19 protein-coding genes are annotated in these 19390 nt (G+C 51.0%); 17 read left to right on the forward strand and 2 right to left on the reverse strand.

Translation table 11 applies throughout. The features are described 5' to 3' along the window. Positions 1-455: 455 nt before the first annotated feature. From C7820_RS28085 to C7820_RS28145, 14 genes are all read left to right on the forward strand, one after another. Positions 456-1427 carry an ABC transporter permease gene (locus C7820_RS28085; RefSeq protein ID WP_181909221.1) on the forward strand — a complete coding sequence of 324 codons (972 nt, stop codon included), beginning with the start codon at positions 456-458 and terminating at the stop codon, positions 1425-1427. Between the two features lie 25 nt (positions 1428-1452). Next, on the forward strand, positions 1453-2325 hold the full coding sequence (locus C7820_RS28090; protein ID WP_116233961.1) for a carbohydrate ABC transporter permease: 873 nt from the start codon (positions 1453-1455) through the stop codon (positions 2323-2325). A gap of 124 nt (positions 2326-2449) precedes the next feature. Beyond that, positions 2450-4021 carry an extracellular solute-binding protein gene (locus tag C7820_RS28095; protein WP_116233830.1) on the forward strand — a complete coding sequence of 524 codons (1572 nt, stop codon included), beginning with the start codon at positions 2450-2452 and terminating at the stop codon, positions 4019-4021. A 106-nt stretch (positions 4022-4127) separates the two neighbouring features. Continuing rightward, positions 4128-5168, forward strand: coding sequence for a response regulator transcription factor (locus C7820_RS28100; protein ID WP_116233831.1), 1041 nt, complete (start codon positions 4128-4130; stop codon positions 5166-5168). 1 nt (position 5169) lies between these two features. Then, on the forward strand, positions 5170-7023 hold the full coding sequence (locus C7820_RS28105; protein ID WP_181909222.1) for a sensor histidine kinase: 1854 nt from the start codon (positions 5170-5172) through the stop codon (positions 7021-7023). After that, entirely contained in the window at positions 7020-7787 is a 768-nt protein-coding gene (locus C7820_RS28110) for an SDR family NAD(P)-dependent oxidoreductase (protein ID WP_116233833.1), read from the forward strand. The genes C7820_RS28105 and C7820_RS28110 overlap by 4 nt, the downstream gene beginning before the upstream one ends. Before the next feature lie 203 nt (positions 7788-7990). Continuing rightward, entirely contained in the window at positions 7991-10306 is a 2316-nt protein-coding gene (locus tag C7820_RS28115; RefSeq protein ID WP_116233834.1) for a DUF4962 domain-containing protein, read from the forward strand. 36 nt (positions 10307-10342) lie between these two features. Beyond that, entirely contained in the window at positions 10343-10660 is a 318-nt protein-coding gene (locus tag C7820_RS28120; RefSeq protein WP_076175515.1) for a cupin domain-containing protein, read from the forward strand. Between the two features lie 357 nt (positions 10661-11017). Then, on the forward strand, positions 11018-11527 hold the full coding sequence (locus tag C7820_RS28125) for a metallophosphoesterase family protein (RefSeq protein WP_116233835.1): 510 nt from the start codon (positions 11018-11020) through the stop codon (positions 11525-11527). Positions 11528-11612: 85 nt separating this feature from the next. Continuing rightward, positions 11613-12104, forward strand: a complete 492-nt coding sequence (locus C7820_RS28130; RefSeq protein WP_116233836.1) for a hypothetical protein — start codon at positions 11613-11615, stop codon at positions 12102-12104. Positions 12105-12676: 572 nt separating this feature from the next. Beyond that, positions 12677-13705, forward strand: coding sequence for a tyrosine-type recombinase/integrase (locus tag C7820_RS28135; protein WP_258875524.1), 1029 nt, complete (start codon positions 12677-12679; stop codon positions 13703-13705). A 153-nt stretch (positions 13706-13858) separates the two neighbouring features. Next, positions 13859-14152, forward strand: coding sequence for a hypothetical protein (locus C7820_RS33350; protein WP_147306312.1), 294 nt, complete (start codon positions 13859-13861; stop codon positions 14150-14152). Positions 14153-14199: 47 nt separating this feature from the next. Further along, complete coding sequence (locus C7820_RS28140; protein WP_116233837.1) at positions 14200-15471, forward strand: hypothetical protein; 1272 nt, start codon at positions 14200-14202, stop codon at positions 15469-15471. A 274-nt stretch (positions 15472-15745) separates the two neighbouring features. Beyond that, entirely contained in the window at positions 15746-16060 is a 315-nt protein-coding gene (locus C7820_RS28145; RefSeq protein ID WP_116233838.1) for a hypothetical protein, read from the forward strand. 19 nt (positions 16061-16079) lie between these two features. Here the strand turns inward: C7820_RS28145 and C7820_RS28150 are convergent, their stop codons facing one another. Both C7820_RS28150 and C7820_RS28155 read right to left on the reverse strand, forming a co-directional pair. Further along, entirely contained in the window at positions 16080-16298 is a 219-nt protein-coding gene (locus tag C7820_RS28150; protein ID WP_116233839.1) for a hypothetical protein, read from the reverse strand. Further along, the gene (locus C7820_RS28155; protein WP_116233840.1) at positions 16295-16525 is read right to left on the reverse strand and encodes a helix-turn-helix domain-containing protein; all 231 of its coding nucleotides are present in this window, start codon (positions 16523-16525) and stop codon (positions 16295-16297) included. The genes C7820_RS28150 and C7820_RS28155 overlap by 4 nt, the downstream gene beginning before the upstream one ends. A gap of 107 nt (positions 16526-16632) precedes the next feature. Between C7820_RS28155 and C7820_RS28160 the strand changes: the two genes are divergently transcribed. The 3 genes from C7820_RS28160 to C7820_RS28170 all read left to right on the forward strand — a co-directional run bounded on the left by C7820_RS28160 (position 16633) and on the right by C7820_RS28170 (position 18930). Beyond that, entirely contained in the window at positions 16633-17118 is a 486-nt protein-coding gene (locus C7820_RS28160; RefSeq protein WP_116233841.1) for a hypothetical protein, read from the forward strand. Between the two features lie 90 nt (positions 17119-17208). Beyond that, a complete protein-coding gene (locus C7820_RS28165; protein ID WP_116233842.1) occupies positions 17209-17553 on the forward strand; it encodes a hypothetical protein in 345 nt (114 codons plus the stop codon). 909 nt (positions 17554-18462) lie between these two features. Then, positions 18463-18930, forward strand: a complete 468-nt coding sequence (locus C7820_RS28170) for a helix-turn-helix domain-containing protein (RefSeq protein WP_116233843.1) — start codon at positions 18463-18465, stop codon at positions 18928-18930. The last annotated feature ends 460 nt before the right edge of the window (positions 18931-19390 follow it).

The raw sequence follows: 19390 nt of genomic DNA on the forward strand, positions 1-19390 counted from the left end.
GCGTTGTGCTGGTGACGTAACCGAAGGAGAAACAATTGGCTAAGCAGCAGTGAGAAGCAGATAGGGGCGTTCTAGCAGCTACCCCAAGAGTAGCAGTTCCCACTACCTGAACTCCAAAGAGGGAAAGCATATGGGGTGGAAAGTCTACGTGCCGCCTTTGAAGCCGTGTTCCCACCTCCTTGTCTCATCAAGGAACACGGCTTCAACAGCGGCTGGAACCCCAAATGCGTCCCTCCCCGAGCGCAAAAGTCTGGGTTTCGTTACGGTTCCTTCGAATCGACCCAATAATCCCATCACAGATGCGGCATAAGGGCTTCTGTCCTTGTTTTAAATCAACGCCCCCAACCTTAAAAAATAACCAGCCCACCCCTGTTCATGCCAAGCATCCCCCACCCCTCCGCCGTTACTATGAAAAATAAGCACAGCTATACGACGTGCGTAAAAGGAGGACCGATATGTCGACGATCAAAACGGAAGCGGCCGAGCTGACGCCCCCAGGCGTGGTCCGAAGGCCGGGTAAAGGTGGCGGACTGATCCACCTCATGTGGAAGTACAAGGCGCTGTACGTGATTTCCCTTCCCGGGATCGTGTATTTTCTCATCTTCAAGTACATTCCGCTGGGCGGCTCAATCATCGCGTTTCAGGATTACAACATTTTTAAGGGCTTTACGGGCAGCGAGTGGGTGGGCTTCGCCAACTTTGCGATGATGTTCCAGCATTACGACTTTTTGAGGATCCTGAAAAATACACTGCTCATCGGGCTCTACGACCTGATCATTGCGTTTCCGGCCCCGATCATTCTGGCCCTGCTGCTCAACGAGCTGAGGCTGGTCGTGTTCAAAAGGGTCGTTCAAACCGTGGTGTATATGCCGCACTTTCTATCCTGGGTCGTCATCGCCGGCATGTCCGTGGCCATTTTGTCCCCGTCCACGGGCATCTTGAACCAGCTGCTCGGACTGTTCGGCATCGAGCCGGTGTACTTCCTCGGCGACAACGCCTACATCCGCAGCGTACTGGTCGGCTCGGGCATTTGGCGGGACATGGGATACGGCACGATCCTGTACCTGGCCGCCCTGGCGGGAATCAATCCGGACCTGTACGAAGCGGCCGAGATCGACGGGGCGAACCGGTGGAAGCAGACGCTCCGGATCACGCTGCCGGCGCTCCTGCCGACGATCATGATTTTGTTCCTGCTGCACATCGGCAAGTTCCTCGACTTCGGCTTTGAGCGGGTGTGGGTGTTCCTGAACGCGCTCAATACGGAAAACGGGGAAATTCTCGACACGTACATTTACCGCTCCGGCCTCCTGTCGCAGCAGTACAGCTACACGACGGCGGTGGGATTGTTCAAATCGGTGGTGGGGCTGGTGCTGGTCCTGACCGGCAACCTGCTCAGCAAGAAAACGACGGGCGAAGGCCTGTACTAGAAGGGAGGAACGACGGTTGCACCGAATGATGTCTAGGAGCTATCAACTATTCAACGCGTTCAACATCCTGTTTATGTGCCTGCTCGGGCTCGCCATGTTCCTGCCGTTTCTGAACGTCATCGCCCAGTCCTTCAGCTCGTCGGAAGCGGTCACGTCAGGCAAGGTGACGTTCTGGCCGGTGGACGCTACGACGATCAACTACCGGTACGTGTTCAGTGATGCGTCAATATGGCGCGCGTTCGCGGTGTCCGTCTTCATCACGGTGGCCGGAACGTTGATCAACCTGGTGGCGACGGCAACGCTGGCTTACCCGGTGTCCCGCGAGGAGTATGTCGGGCGGAAGCTGATCATGCTGATGGTGCTGATTACGATGATTTTCAGCGCGCCGCTGATTCCGAACTTTTTGCTGATGAAAAATTTGCAATTGATGAATACCCCGTGGGCCATGATTTTGCCCGGTGCGATCAGCGCGTTTAACTTTTTCGTGATGCATTCGTTCTTCAGGCAGCTGCCCGCGGAGGTCATCGATTCCGCCCGTATTGACGGCTGCGGGGAGGTACGCATCCTGATGAGCATGGTTGTGCCGCTCTCCAAGCCGGTGATGGCCTCGCTCGGCATTTTTTACGCGGTAGGACATTGGAACGCCTATATGAACGCACTGTATTACATTGATCAGCCGAAGTGGTGGCCGCTGCAGGTGCTGCTGAAAAAGATGTTCGAGACCGACGATCTCAGCATCGATCCCGGCGCCTCGCAGTTCAGCGAGCTGGCGTTTACTTCCCCGGAGGGGATCAAAATGGCGACCATTGTCATCGCGACGCTGCCGATCATTTTGCTGTATCCGTTCCTGCAGAAGCATTTTGTGAAAGGGCTTACACTCGGTGCGGTCAAATCTTAAAAATGAACTACCCGAACTGAAGTTGCCACCTCACGGTCGGGCAAACGTTAAGGATACAATCAACTTGCCAAATCCAACAAAGAGCATACACAAGAGCAATCAAAGCGGGGAAAGAGGGGATACGATGAAAAAATGGGTAAGCCTGATGCTGGCCACCGTAATGACGGCATCTCTGCTGGCCGGGTGCGGCGGCAAGGACAATGATTCATCCGCCAGCGGCAAGGATGCGGGGACGAGCACGGAGGACAACGGGGTCACCAAGTTTTCGATTTCGCTGCGGACGCTGAATTTCGGCCATGTGGAAAAATCGCCGGATATCAACGCGGACAAGTGGGTGAAGAAGCTGGAGGAGCTGACGAACACCGACATGGACATCCGCCTGGTTCCGCACAGCGAATACGACCAGAAGATGGCGCAAATGTTTGCCACGGGCGACATTCCGGATGTGGTACAGGGCCAGGGCGGAGTCACCGGGAAAGAGATGGCGGGGTCGGTGGAGGCCGGGGTCTTTATGCCGCTGGACGACCTGCTGCAGAAGTACGGGCAGAACCTGCTGCAAAAAATCCCGAAAGAAGCCTGGAATCGCATGACCTATGAAGGTAAAATCTATGGTATTCCGGAGTGGCTCGGCAACCCTTCCCGCCGCGCGACCTGGATCCGCAAGGATCTGCTGGACAAAGCAGGCCTGCCGGTGCCGAAGACGATCGACGATTTTATGGAAGTGCTGCGCGCTTTTAAAAAGATGGGCGTCGAAAATCCTTACATGGGACGTCAGGACTTCAAATATGCGGATACAGTCTTCGGAGCGTACGATGTTTTCCCTTATTTAAGCCAGTTTGAGGAAGTGGACGGTCAGGTGCAGCCCAAATTTTTCGATGCAGACAATATGATGAAAGCGCTGTCCACCTACAAGACGATGTATGACGAAGGGCTGATCAACAAGGAATTTGCCACGATCAACCCGACGACGTTCAAGAACACGATCCTGTCCGGAAAAGCCGGCATCTGGTCGATGAACGCCAACGAGCTGCTTCAATGGCAGACTCAGCTTCAGGATACGGTTCCTGACGCGAAGCTCGAAGTGATCCCCTCCCCGACCGGACCGGACGGCAAGGGCGGATATTATTTGTATGGCGACGTAAACCGTTCTTATTTCATTAATGCCAAATACGAACATCCGGAGAAAATCATTCAATTTCTCGACTGGATGGTATCGGATGAAGCCGAGAAGTTTTTTACCTTCGGTGTCGAAGGCGAAACGTACACGATGGACGGGGACAAAATCAACTACAAGCAGCCGACCGACTCCAAAGCGGTTGACGAGGAGCGTTACCGCCAATCCTTCCTGTGGCTCGTTCAGGACACGACGTACAACAAGGGATCGCTCAGCCTGACGGAGGACGGGCGCAAGCTGATGGGTGTGTTCGATAACATTCTGGCGAACGAGGGCCGTGACGGCATCGAATTTGACCCTAGATTGGAAGCGCTTAAAAAGAACCCGGACATCACGCCGCTTTCGGATACGCCGCCGCCGGTGCTCGTGACCCACATGGTCAAAATGGTCTACGGCCAGGAGCCGATCGAAAATTGGCCGAAGGTGATCGAGGAATGGAAGTCCAAGGGCGGCAATGCCGTACTGAAGGAAGCCAATGAACGCTACCAGAAAAAAGAAGGGATCTTCCTGCCGCGGAAGTAGGAATTGGCGGTTGTCACCTGCTAGAGATATTGGGGCGGCGACCCGCACCGGTTCCCCGCCGCCCAGAAACGAATCCTGAATACGAAATCGAAAGGAGCTCTTGAGGATGTATCGGATTTTGCTCGTTGACGATGAACCTATGATTCTGAAAGGACTAAGCGTATTCATTCAGCAGTCCGGGATCCGGATTTCATCCATCCGGCTCGCCGCCAACGGGCGCGAGGCGCTGCAGGCGATCGGGGAGGAGCTCCCCGATTTCGTGTTTACGGATATCCGGATGCCGGTCATGGACGGCCTGTCCCTGTGCGAGGCCATCGCTAAAGAGGAGTACCCGGTGCAGACGGTGGTCGTATCCGGTTATGGCGATTTCTCCTATGCCCAGGCCTGTATGGCTTTCGGCGTCAGGGAATACCTGCTGAAGCCGGTGGCCAAACGGGAGCTTGCGGATACGCTGCGGCGCCTGGTGCAGCGCGCCGAGAAGCAGAAGCCGGCCTCCGCCTACCTTTCCGTCGCCAAGATGGATGCGTGGCTGGAGCGGTTCGACCAGGCCATTTACTATATGAACCGCAGCCAAGTTCAGGAACTGCTGGAGGAGTGGCGGCGGGAGACTTCGGCTTTTCAGCTTCAGGAGCGGCAAAAGGCCGAAATGCTGGAGGAATTCCACGGCCTGCTCGTTAAGAAGCTGAGAGCCAGGGAGATGAACATCGAACTGGACGACAGCCTGGAGCTCAGCCCGGACTCCACCGGGGAAGAGGCCTTCGGGCGGTTCGCCGAGCGGATCGGCCGGACGCTGGACCGCCTGTACCGGAAGCGGAAAGGGAAATGGAAAGACCCGATCGAGGAAGCCAAGCATTACATCGAGCGCAATTTGGCCAGCGAGGTGTCGCTGGAGGAAGTGGCGGATCAGCTGGGGCTGCATCCGAATTACTTCAGCGTCATGTTCAAGCAGGCGACGGGGGAGACCTTCGTCCAGTACCGCACGAAGCGGCGCATGGAATACGCCAAGCGGATGCTCGGCGAGGAATCGCACCGGATCACCGACATTTCATACGCGGTTGGATATGCCGACCATTCCAACTTCACGAAAACCTTCAAGAAATACGAAGGCATCTCGCCTTCGGAATACCGGCAGCGGCTGGGGATCTGACATGTTCCGCAGAAGCATCTCCCACCGCATTTTCGGCTACTTCATGGTATTAATCGTCATTTCCTTATCGGTGGTCGGCACCATCACTTACGTGCAGTCGTCCAAACTTCTGGACCGCCAGCTGGAACGCTACCTGTCCCAAATGATCACCCACGCGGCCTATCATACGGACTTGTACCTCCAGACGTTCGACAATGCCAGTAAAATCATCCTGTCCGACCCGGACGTCCTGAAGTTTATGGAGATGGATCCGGACAACAGTTTCCAGTATTACGAGCTGTCGCGGCGGATTCAGAGCAAGGTGTTCGATTCAGCCTTTATCATTTATCCGCAGATCGAACTGATTTACGTCATTAATCAGGACGGCAAGGCGATCACGACGAAGGACATCATCCAGGATGAGGTCAAGGATTATAAATCGTATTATCGTTTAATCGAGCAAAATATTCCGAAGGACGGCCTCGGCGCGATCATCAATTCGGCAACGGTGGATCCGGGGGAAGAGCAGTACATTACGTTCATCCGCCGCGTGCGCGGGCTTCTGTCGCACCAGCCGCGGGGCATCCTCGGCATGAAGCTTAACACCAGGGAGATATCCAAGCTGTGGGGACAAATGGACCTGGGGGACAAAGGCTACTCCTTCATTGTGGACAGCAAGGGCAATTTCGTCGATAAGCCGGAGGACGCCGTCATTCCGGAGTTCATGGACGATGAGGTCAAGAGGAACCTGCTCAGCGGGCAGGGCACCTTCACGGCCGTCGTCAACGGGGAAAAGCGGATGTATGTGTCGCAGCGGCTCAGCGCCGCCGATTGGCAGATGGTCATTTCGGTCCCGGTGAAGGAGCTTCGCAAACCGATCATGAACATCCGCTATACGACGGTCATTGCCGGCTTCATCACGTTAATGGTCGCGATGTGGATTGCGGGCCGGTTCGGCCGGTCTCTCGTGCAGCCGCTCAAAAAGCTCGTCCGCAATATGCGCATGATGGAAAAAGGCGAGTGGAAGACGATTGAGGGCGAGGAGCAGCGCCAGGATGAGTTCGGGTTCCTGATCTCGAGTTACAACCTGATGCTGACGCGGCTGTCGGAGATGATCGAGCGCGTCTACGAAGCGGAAATCCGCTCGCACAAGACGGAGCTGAACCTGCAAAAAATCGCGCTGGAGCAGCATAAGGCCGAATTCCAGGCGCTGCAGCTGCAGATCAATCCGCATTTTCTGTACAACACGCTCGAGACCATCAAATGCTACGCCGTCGTCCAGGATTCTGAAGAAATCATGGAAATGGTCGAAGCGATGGCGGCCATGCTGAGGTATGCGATTCAGACGAACCTGTCGGAGATTACGGTCGTCGATGAGCTGAAGCATGTGCTGAATTACATGACGATTCTGCAGTACCGGACCCAGCGGCAGTTTGAGCTGGATGTTGATGTTCCTCCAGATCTGCTGCTGCACAAGATGGTCCGGCTGACGCTGCAGCCGCTGATCGAAAACATGTTCCAGCATGCGTTCCCCGACGGGATTCAGGATCATCACCGGATCCGGATCAGCGCGGAGGTCCGTGAAGGAGGGTTCCGGCTGGCCGTGCAGGATAACGGCGCCGGCATGACGGAGGAGAAGCTTCATTCGCTGCGCCAAAAGCTGGAGCTGAACCGGCTCGCGGAGTCCGATTCGGGCTCCCTTTACCACAAAGGCGGGTTGGGCCTCATGAACGTGCACCGGCGGATTCAGATGGTCTATGGAGAAGCGTACGGTTTGACGATTGACAGCGCTTTGCATCACGGAACGACGATTCGGATGTCGCTGCCGTTTGACGGCAGCATCACTTGCATGTATGAGGAGGAGAACGTGGGATGAAGATCGATTTGCAGGGGAAAATGGCGCTGGTGACCGGCGCCAGCTCAGGCATCGGCCGGGAAGCGGCCAGGTCGCTTGCGGCTGCGGGAGCCGCGGTGGCGGTTCATTATAACCGGGGCCGGGAGGAGGCGGATGCCCTTGCGGCGGAAATTGCTGCGTCGGGCGGCAGGGCTGCCGTCGTCCAGGCGGACGTCACCCGCATTGAGGAGCTGACGGCGATGCTGGACACGGTAGAGCGGGAGCTTGGCGGCCCGGTGGATATTTTGGTGAACAATGCGGGCCACCTGGTGAAGCGGGTACCGAATGCCGAAATGACCGAGGCGCATTATACGCATGTCATGGACGTCAATTTCAAATCCTGCGTGTTTTTGAGCAAGCTGGTCATTCCGGGCATGGCAGCCCGAGGCGGCGGGTCCATCATCAACATGACTTCGGTCGCCGCCCATGACGGCGGCGGTCCGGGGGCATCGGTGTATGCGGCCAGCAAAGCGGCTGTCATTTCCTTCTCCAAGGGGCTGGCCAAGGAAGTAGCGCCGCAGGGCATCCGGGTCAACTGCGTTTCGCCGGGCTTTATCGGCCGGACGGCCTTCCACGCCACCTTCACCTCAGATGAGGGCCGGGCTGCCACGGTGTCCAAAATCCCGCTTGGCCGGGAAGGGACGCCGCAGGATGTCGCCGATACGGTGCTGTATCTGGCATCGGACCTGTCCCGCTACCTTACGGGCGAGACCATTGAAGTGAACGGTGGATTGTTCATGCGGTAAAGGTTGCGTCCAAGGCAGGAACGGTCAAATGGACCTTGCCCTGAAAATACTTTCAAACGGAAATGGATCGCTGAAGCTGAAATGGTACTAATGATGAACAACAGACGACTCACTCACAAGGAACGTGATATAAGGATACGGCAAGATAAGGATCAGGACGATAAGCTTACTATAGCGTCACCCAAACTGGAGGGATACGGACAATGGCAACGGCAAACGGATTGTATCAGCCGCAAAGCGGCGATTTAACGGTGCAGTATGCGCCTTCCGGGCAAACGGAGCTGATCGAGAACCCGCCGAGATTTACCTGGACCCCGGCGAAACTGGAAGATGACCGGTACGTGCTGGAGGTGTCATCCGCGCCGGATTTCACCGGGGAGACGACCCGAACCTACGGGCCGGTTCCCTACAATTTCTTTACGCCTTCCGAGGCCTTGGGGCCGGGAACGTATTATTGGAGGTACGCGCTGCTCGAGGGGGAAGGGCCGGAGGCGCAGCAGTCCGAATGGAGCACTGTAAGAGAATTCCGGGTGCCGGAGGGGCTTCCGGAGACGGCGCTCCCGTCCCGGAGCGAGCGCTACAGCCGGGTACGCACCGGTCATCCCCGGCTGTGGCTGCAGCCGGATGAGCTGGAGGCTTACCGCGGCACAGTAAGGGAGGATGCGGCAGGCAGCGGATGGCAGGCCTTCTTCGAGCAATCGGTCAAGCCTTGGCTGAGCCGGGAGCTGATCGCGGAACCGCAGCCCTATCCGGACAACCGCCGGACGGCGGCGCTGTGGCGCGGAAGCTATTTGGCCTGCCAGGAGGTGCTGTACGCCATCCGGCATTTGAGCGTTGCCGGTGCCGTGCTGCAGGACGCCGAGCTGCTCGCGGAGGCGAAAGTCTGGCTGCTGCACGCCGCGTCCTGGGACCCGGACGGCCCGACCAGCCGTGACTATAACGACGAAGCCGCGTTTCGGATCGCCGCGGCGCTGGCCTGGGGCTACGACTGGCTCCACGGCGAGCTGACGGAGGATGAGCGGGAAGCGGTGCGGGAGCCGCTGCTCGCCCGGACCCGGCAGGTGGCGTACCATGTGATCCAGCGCTCGAAGATCCATCATGTCCCTTATGACAGCCACGCTGTCCGCTCCTTATCTTCGGTGCTCGTGCCCTGCTGCATCGCCTTGTTCGACGAGGAGCCGGAGGCCAGGGAATGGCTGGACTACACGGTGGAGTACTATTACACGCTGTTCTCTCCATGGGGAGGCAAGGACGGCGGCTGGGCCGAAGGGCCCCACTACTGGACGACGGGCATGGCTTACCTGACGGAAGGCCTGAACCTGCTCAAAAACTTTTCGAAGCTCGACGTGTTCCGGCGGCCTTTTTTTCAGCGTACAGGCGATTTTCCACTCTACTGCTACAGTCCCACTACGTCGACGCGGACGGCCTTTGGCGACAACTCGACGCTCGGGGACGATATCATCAAAAAGGTCGGCTACAACATGCGCGAGTTTGCCGGCGTGACCGGAAACGGATGGTACCAATGGTACTTCGAACAGCTCAAGGACGCGAATCCGGAGGCCGACCGCATGTTTTACAACTACGGCTGGTGGGATTTTGCCTTCGATGACCTCGTGTACCGGCACAATTATCCGCAGGTTGAACCGGTAGAGCCTTCCGGCATTGAGCCCGTCAAATGGTTCCGCGACATCGGCTGGGTGGCGATGCATCACCGCCTGCACGATCCCGCGGAGCAGATTTCCCTCATCGCCAAGAGCAGCCAGTACGGCTCGGTCAGCCACAGCCATGGCGATCAGGGCGCGTTCCTGCTGCACGCTTACGGGGAGCCGCTGGCCATTGAGAGCGGGTATTATGTCGCGTTTAACAGCTCGATGCATCTGAACTGGCGCAGGCAGACCAAGTCCAAAAACGCCGTCCTCATCGACGGGCAGGGGCAGTTCGCCGGCATGAACAAGGCGCTGAACCTGGCGGCCAAAGGGGAGGTCGAGGACGCCTGGCATGACAAGGGCGTATCCTACACTCGTTTGAATCCAACCTCCGCTTACCGGGAGCATGTACCGTATTTGAAGCAGTACAAGCGCGAGATTTATTTTGTGCAAAACAGCTACTTCGTTATTGTCGATTCGATCGACCTGGAGCAGCCGGGACGGGTGCAGTGGCTCTTCCACACGCTGTATGAGATGGATCTGAAGGGACAGTCCTTCCACGTAAACGGCAAGAAAGCCCTGATGGAAGGGCGCTTCATCTTCAGCACATCCGGAGAGCTTACGCTGTCGCAGACAAGCGGATTCGAGGGCGTAGATCCCGAGGAAATCGTCGGGCTCGATACGCACTGGCATCTGTCGGCAGAGACGAAGGCTGCGTCCTCGCACCGGATCGCCACGCTGCTCGTGCCAAAGCGGCTAAATGAGGCCGCCAAATACATTTCTTATTTTATGGACGATCAAGGATTCAGTTATAATTTGTATTTGACGGACAACGGGCAAACGCAGAAAATCGAAATCGCGAAGGCGTTTTAGTTTATGAAATGACCAGTATAAGGAGGCGGAACAATCGTGAGCAATATCGGAGTTTGGGAGGACGCGGAGCCCGGCGTAAAACGCAAAATTTTGCAGCCGGGGGCGTCGCTGATGATGATGGAAGTACATTTTGAAGCCGGTGCAGAAGGATATGAGCATGCCCACCCGCATGAGCAGATGTCCTACTGCCTGCGGGGACGCGTCGAGTTCACGATCGAAGGGAAGAAAACGGTCATCGCGCAGGGCGAGCACATCGTCATTCCGATGGGCGCCAGGCATGGGGCGAAGGCGCTGGAAGCCAGTGCATTGCTGGACTGCTTCACGCCGCTGCGTGCCGACTTGATCAAGTATTGATTGGCGGCAGGGCGCTCGCTGCTTCAGGTTCGTTTGGACGAAGTTGAGCGTGGCCAAGTTAGTACCATGAAGTACCGTGACTGTACCATGACAGCCTTAACACAGGCTGCTCTTAGACTGCCTCTCGGCACCTTTTGGACGTTGAACTGTCCATATGGAAGCCGCGGGGCAGTTTTTTTGTGCGGGACCACAGGCAGGGGCGTTGCTATAATAGTTGGACCAGGGGAAAATAGCTGCACAAGTGTACTTATGATGATCGGTCAGGCAGGGTATAGATGGAGTAACTGGAAAAATGCAATTTTCATGTGAAATGTGTTCTGCGGAAAAGTGATTAAATTGAGAAAAGGAGGAACGACCATGATCATCGGCGTTGTTTCGGATACGCATTTAAGAGAAGGGCGAGTAAAGCTCCCCGCAAAGCTGACGGAAGCGTTCCGGGAGGTGGACCATATTCTTCATTTGGGCGATTGGATGACCCTGGAGGTGTACGATCAGCTGACGAAATTAGCTCCTGTGGACGGCATCGCCGGAAATAATGACGGATACGAGATCATTGAGCGTTTTGGCGAAAAAAAGATACTTTCCTTTGAAGGGGTACAGATCGGGCTTGTTCACGGACATGAGCCTTATTCATCAAGAATAACTACTCCGCTGAAGGCCAGGAAGGCTTTTGAGGGCGAGCCGGTTTCCTGCATCCTGTTCGGCCATTCCCACCAGCCTTACCTGCAGATGGACGACGGCGTGCTGATGTTTAATCCCGGTTCTCCTACGGACAAGCGCAGGGAGAAGCTGTATTCGTTTGGACTGCTTGAAATCAAGGATGGACAAGTCTTGCCCCGGCATGTGTTTTATGAGGATAAAGGATAGGGATGCCCGCGATGTTCAGAATTGGTATAGAATCAAGCGGTATACTCATTGAAGCGTTGTACGAAGAGGGAGGTTATGTGTAATCATGAAAATCATTAGTCATTTTCAGGACGCAGCGCAAACCAGACACCGGGGAGTCGAACCTTACTCGCTTCAAGAGGTTCGGCTCACATCCGATATGAACATCGAATATACCCGGGGTTTTTACGTTCATCACAACGGCGACTTGATTGGGATCGTGGCGACGGCGGAAGGACCGGTTTTCTTTCACAACCAGGACAAATATCTTCTTCAGGAGGGCTGCTACTCCTTTTTGCTGCAGAAAAAAAATACGGAGAACATTTTCTTTTTCGAATGGCAGGGCGCTTGTGCGTTGAAAATCTCGTATACGCCCGTTCTGGTCAACCATAACGGAAGATGGGTCGACGACCCGGTGTGGGATTTTTTCAGCTGGCTGACGAAGGCGGTAAGGAAAAAACGGTTCGCCGGATACTATACCGTGGACGAAATTTCCTCGCTGCTGGGCAATCGGGAAAAAGCTGCAACAGGGCAGGCGCTGGTTCAAATGCGGGTATAAATTACGTTTTCTGAAACGAGGCTATACGTTTAAATAGCATACTTTATATCATTTAGAAAGAACCGCTTTGCTGCGGTTCTTTCTTCTTGTACCCGTCATCAAGCCGCTTCCAAAGTTCGTGATGTTCGTTTGAGGAAAAGTCATCATCTCCATCTGATCGTGGTTACGGCGATTAAGCGAAGATTACCTCTGACCGATTGCTGAGATCCAAAATTTATCCGCAAAGCTGCGTACCTAAAGTATTGCGGGTGTGCGCGCGAATACGCTATAATAGCGTTAAATACGGTGATGGAAAATGGAACCATTTCCATGGACTAAGCACATTGAACGTTTGAAGCCGCGTCGTTATGCGGTTGATTTACCGCCTTATGCGGTTCATATATCGGGGTATGGCGCAGTCTGGTAGCGCGCACCCTTGGGGTTTCCTCGCGTATATGAACCGTTATGAACCGCGTTAAATCAACGTTTTGACGACGTTGGGCTACCGTACAATGAGCGCATGTGTGCGCGGCTAATTTACGTAGGTGTATACGTCTCTCTCGGATTAATTTCCGAAGGAGGCGTTTTTTGTTTTGGATAAACGGATAGGTAAGCGTTACAAAAACGATAGGGCGACAAATACTTCGCGCAGCTTGGACGAGTTATTCGAGATATTTTATAACGCGAAGGTTGCGGAGGGAAGGTCGCCTCGTACACTCGAAATGTATAACGAAGGATACCGGTACCTTTGCGATTACTTAGCGGCGCATAATATCGAACGGACTGTGACTGCGGTGACAACGGACTTGCTCCGTGCTTATACTGCGTGGTTACTCCATAGTAAACGCAAATGGGACGGGCACCCGCATAAAAGTGAACGGGACAAGACGATCGGGCTGTCGCCAGTGACGGTAAATACAAAACTCAAACCAATTCGGACGATGTTTAATTTTCTTGAAGATGAGGGGCTGATTGGTCGTAACCCATGCGCAAAAATCCGGAAGGTAAAGGAACCGGAGAGGGAGATCACGATCTTGGGAATAGATGAAATAAAGCGGCTATTAGCGGCTCCGAATCAAAAAACGTACGCTGGGTTCCGAGACTATGTCATAATTAACGTGCTCATAGACTCGTTTTGTCGCATAAATGAGGTACTTTCCTTAAAGAGGGAAGACGTTGATTTTAAACATGATTCTATTCGTGTTGATGAGACAGTAGCAAAGTCAAGGAAGGCGAGAATCGTTCCCCTGCAAAGACGCACAATGAGGTTGATACAAGAACTAATCAAGGAGTGCGAGGAGTTCGAATCTGAGTATATTTTTTTAACAAATTACGGAGGTAAGTTACGTGACGATCGTTTCAGGGACCGATTAAAAGAATATGCAACCAAAGTTGGGATTGAGCTACGGATACACCCGCACCTGTTTCGGCACACATCAGCGACTCTGTTCTTGGAAAACGGTGGAACTGAACGATACTTGGCGGAAATTATGGGACACGCTGACCTTCGTATGGTAGCGAGGTATACCCACCTTTCACAAAAGTCTATTAAAGAAAAGCATGATCAGTTTTCACCGATGAACAATATAGTAGGAGGATTACAGAAAAAGCGAAAACGGTAACTAATCGCGCCCACTTGTGGAACATCTCCTCAAGTGGATTTTTTTTTTGATTTTCTGCTACAAGAGTGGAAGAATAACGTATTAATAATAGACAAACTGTTACTGTGGACGATGTTAAGGGTGGGTGTTATTATTTGGAAGTGAGGTGTCGATATGGATGTATTTATTTCACAAAAAATTTCAGTTAGTGATGGTACAATATCGCGAGAACTAATAAGATCATTCGATTCAAAGATAGCCCCTCAAATCAATAGCAGAATATTAGATCCAGCATTTTTAAATCCAAAGGGTTATCTAGCGCTTGAGGTGGCAATAAATTACGAAGATGAGGAATGTTGGGTATACATAGAACCTATTAAAATTAATGGAAATGATGTCGAAGATTTACATGATATTATTAATGACTACATTACGCGAGGATGGGAATGTCCGATTCCTCTGCGATAATTGTTGCGAATCTACTCTATCTACAACTCTGAAAGAGGTACAAAATAATGAAGACTTTGTTTATGGCAAACTCTGTATTTGGATCGACCAGAGCCTTTTTAGATTATGATGTTTTAATCATTGATCCATATTTAGTGTTTATTGAATATTGCTCTCACTCAGGGTATCAACACGAAAAGATAGTGCTTAATAAAGATGTTTCAAATAAAGCTTTTAGAGACCTTCGCAGAAGAAGGGATGAAATTGAGGAATTTTTGAGTCTAGGTAGAACAATATTTATTTTCACACCGCCCCCAATGAGAGTAAGATTGTTGCAGTCTAATGGCAATATTGATTATGATTTGAGAAAATTTATTCCTGTATACCCAGAAACATCCCTTACCTCTGGTAATAATATAGAGTTTATGGGGAGTGACATCTTCAAACCTTTCTGGGATGCATTCAAAGATGATTTATACTATTTAGCTTCATTTAAGGAACCATTTGGGGAACCTTTATTCAAAATAAAAAACACTAACAATTTTATAGGATCGATTATAAGGTACAAAGAAGGGACCATAGTATTTTTACCGAGTCTTAGTGTAAAAAGTAGTATGGAGATGAAATTGACTCAAATTTTAAATGGCATAGCAACTAAATTAAAAGAGGAGAAAGCAGTGTCTGCAACAGCGCTACCTGAGTGGAGTAATCATTATTTTCTTCCAAAGGAGTTAAATTTAAAGAAGGATATTCTTGAGAATGAAAATGAGCTCAACCATATTCAACAAAAAATTCAAAGGCACAAAGAGGATTTGAAACGCCTAGAAGAATTTAAACATTTGTTTACTTCAACTGGAACTATCCTTGAAAAAATAGTAGGAAAAGTATTTGAACTCCTCGGTTTTGAGGTAGCCGAAGGGTTACCAGGGCGAGATGACTTAATTCTTAAATACAAGGATAAAATTGCTGTTGTTGAAGTGAAGGGTGTGTCAAAGAGTGCGGCGGAAAAACATGCAGCACAGCTAGAAAAGTGGGTAAGTGAATATCTTGGAACAAAAAATATCGCTCCTAAGGGGATTTTAATAGTTAACGCATATAAGGATACACCAATTCTTGAGCGTACAGAGAGTGCATTCCCGGATCAAATGTTGGACTATTGTAGAAAACGAAATCATTGCCTTATAACAGGCTTAGATCTATTATCAATATATCTTTATATCCAAGAGAACCCACAGAAAAAAGAGGACTTAATAAATGAATTATTTGACACATGTGGTGTTTTCAACAAACTCAGCTGGCAAGATTTTCTACACCAAAACAATCCCGTACTTCTAAATTGATTAATCCAATAATAGTTATGAACTTTGAAATGGAAGATGAAGTTATGACATTCTATCCATTATAGGACTTCGCTTAAATTCAATCGCAGCTCTAAATCAGGGCTGCGTTTTTGTATATATTTATATTGACGCAAAGCTAACGAAAAAAATACGCATTCTAGCGAGGCATGATATGGGATAAAGGTCAATTATTAATTTGTTGGGATTTGGGAGTGGATGTTAAACTATAGATATATTTAGCTATTACTTTTGAACACAGGGAGATCTATCAATAATGACAACAGAGAACAACCTTAGGGACGAGTTATTAAAGAAAGCAATCCGAGTTGGTGGACCATTAGAACCAACGATAATGAAAAAAGAGGAAGAGGTTATAATTGAGGTCTACAACCCAGTGAAAGAGAAGATTTCAGATACACACACTCGAACGTCTGTTCAATATCGTAACGATCTTCACGCCGAGTTTAAAAAAATTACAAAACATAATCCCAGCTTATCAAGAGAAATCACAAACGATCTCCTTGAGCTTTATTTAAACATTCGTGGCAAAATACTATCGGAGATAGAAGGAAAAGACCGCGCCCATTAACGGGTTGGCGGTCGTTTTGTTATATTCGTTCAAACATTGCTGTATCGCGGCTATAGTGCGTCTGTAACCCGGTCTTTGCATTTCTTATTCGTACAAAATCGGAAGTGTACCGATCGACAAATCCTTGTTCTGCTTCTAAGTACACTCCCGCAGGATCTTCCTCCCAAACACTAATTAGCGTTCCTGATAGTGCTGCAGCGAAGAAATGAATATCTTGAGTTAGACTGGTGGTTTTCATTTTTCATTATCCTCGATTTCTACAAGCTTAAGTATTTTATTGATATCTTTAATTTCTAATGCTTCAGCAATCTTTGCTAAATGTTCAAAGTTGATGTTCTCGCGTTTTCCATTTGATAGTTCAGAAATTGCCGCACGTCTTACGTCAGCTCTTAATGACAACTCATTAAGGGAGATGTCCCGTTCCTCCAGTAGTTCCTTAAGGACAACAACCACTTTATACGCCAAATTGAAAACCTCCAAATTAATAGTTGACTGTACTTATAAGCGTACAGTATAATCTAATCAAATGTTGTACGCATACGCGTACTAATATGTATTTAGGAGGTTTCAAAATGATCGGAATTTCTATCGTCCCTACGTATACCCTCGCGTTCGAACGTACACACCGCCGCGGCTACTATACCGTTACGATCAACGATACCAAGTGTTACATCCCAACCCGTCTATTTTACGCAGTATTCACGCGACTGAACCGCAAAGAGTCCGCCGGCACCATCGAAGTCACTGCGCGTCAACTTGAAGCACTCGGCATCATTGCGCAAATTCTCGATCAGAATCGTTATCAGATCCGCTATACCGCGCAACACAGCTACGATACATACGGCCGGCCTTGCGCAACTAGTTACGTAATAGACGCGTTGTCTCTCGGTCAGTCGATCGCAATAACGTCCGCAGCCTTCCTCCGGATAACTGGCGCTGACAAACGTGCGACGATCGGGTGCATGGACGTCTCGGCCACGCAGCTCGACGAACTAGGCTTCGTTAGGAAGGAGGTTGCCGATAATGTACGCATTGAGCGCCCAATACAATACGCCTAACAACGGAATGTCACGCAAGAAACGTCGCCGGATCATCGCGGCTCTGCGCTTGATTTACGCGTTGGTGATGATCGCTAAGGAGGTAATGTCGTGAGTCTTGAGCGTATCGTTGTGGTTGATGGGCCGTTCTTTGACGCCCAGGACTACGAGTTAAGACAAGCATTCCTGTTAACTCCGGACCTAGCGCTATACTACGACGGTGGAAGGCTGATTCTCCGTGCGGTCCAGCAGTTCAACGGGGTCGGAGAGCATACGCACCTCTACATATCCTGCGAGCTTGGCGAATCCGTGCGTGTCGCACTCGATGAAGAAGAGAGAATGGAAACCGTCGTGAAAGTCGCTCGGAAACTACTGTCTATGTCAGCGCTGGATTTCCTGATTGACTGCGTGATGCACGATCCTGACGCGGTTGATGAGTTCGGCGTAATCCGTTAGCCGCAAAAGGGCGTAAGTTTAACTGACACCCTTCCTCGATGATGCTGCCTCTGGCTGCAGACGGACGGTGATGAGCGGAGAGGATGAACGGTAGTAACACCGGTTACGATGCGCTAACATCGCGGCCGTGCTCGTACTCACTGGCGCTAAACAGTGGGATCTCCATACGGGCTTCCTAGTTTAAACCGAACCGCCTCCGGCGCCAAACGGAGGTGTTCGGCACTTGAGCGTAACAGGCTGACGCTTAAGTCTTCCGGTCGGGTTCCGCGCCAACGGTTCCCGGCTGGCGATCGCTAATTCCTGCGGTGGGAGAGTGGCAGCTCTCCAATATCATCGCGATCATATAGAGGCTTCGGACAATCGTGTGGGTAGCTCCGTTATTCAGGCAACGGTTGTCCGTTTCTTATGTCTTTTGATACGAACATACATTCGGAATGGTTGCACTTTTTTATTTTGTTCACATTTTAGACACAAATTTTCGGGAATCGTGTTCCAGTTTAGCTGAAATTTGTCCTTATATTGTACGACAAGCGATCGGCAATCGGCATATAGGGTGAGCGCAAGAAAATATCACTACCGGCTGTACGGAATCTGAATCTGCGTCGTCAACCACTGTATAAGGCGAAATTATTTTCCGCAAAATTGTGCGGAGCGCAGCCGAGCGTCGTTGATGTGAGTGTACGGTCCAGTGAAGTCACCGTAGATAATACGACGGTATCAGCACGAAAATACTGACGCGAAAGGGGTGTACGGAATGAGTTTGAACGGTGTTTAGAAGTATGTAGTCGAAAATGTGAAAAGCGCCGAAGTAGATTTCCATGTAATAACGAGAGGCAAAGGTGTGCAGACAACAAAATTACCGTAGATAATACGGCACAACCAATAAAACAAAAAGGGAGACGATGGAAAATGACTACTTTTACAAGAACATTAACTCGTGAGGAGTTTGTTGCAAGTAAATCTGGACAGTGGGCTCTTACTGGTGCTCAGTATAAGAAAATTCGAAAGGAACTCGGCTTCTCTGCAGCAACAGTCGCAAGAGGTATCAGTGTGAGCGAGAGCACATTGCGTAGATTTGAAAAGGGGATTCCAGTAACGGCGGCCCGTATAATCGAAAATGCCTATAAGCTGTTTTTGCATCTCCATAAAGCAAAAGAAGCAGGTTATAACGAATTTGTTCACGCACCAGGCTTGGAGTTACTAGGTGTTGGATTATTTATAGATTACGGGTTAGGGGATGACACCTCGGTATCGGTAACCCGAATAGAGGACGATTTTGAATTAGCGCGATTTAACACTGGAAATTTTGAAGACAACTGTGCTCTTGCGGAGAAGTTGTGCGCGGAACTAGGTAGGCCGTACGCATATTTGTACTAAAGCAGAGGGGAGGAGAGTTAAAGAGTGGTGTGACTAAGCTTAATCAATTTTCTTCCTAAGATCGCAGACCATACTACTCCACACCCTCGGTCTTGCTACTCCACTCCGTTAGCACCTTTTACTACGTTCCTTTAAGGAAATCGCGGAAAAACCCAGTAATGACGCGGCTTTTCAGACACGTTTAGCACTTTTTTGTGATATGACAATTCCGACGCGATTGCTTTTTATCGCGGAGGCTGAGGAACGAAGTGACGAAGGGATTTAACTCCGGGGAAATCGCCCGTCGTCCGAGTCCGCTAAAGCGGCCACGGTGGTATCGTAAGTCAATTTCAAACGCACAAGAATGTCAAATTCTATTGCGTAAATTCATGATGCAAATCCGAGGAGGATAACTCATGTAGGCAATACCATAGAGGGCGCGATAATCTTCTAACGTAATCAAACGGAATTTCTCGTTATG

It is taken from the genome of Paenibacillus sp. VMFN-D1 (genome assembly GCF_003386155.1).
In the GTDB taxonomy this organism is placed as follows: domain Bacteria; phylum Bacillota; class Bacilli; order Paenibacillales; family Paenibacillaceae; genus Paenibacillus_AQ; species Paenibacillus_AQ favisporus.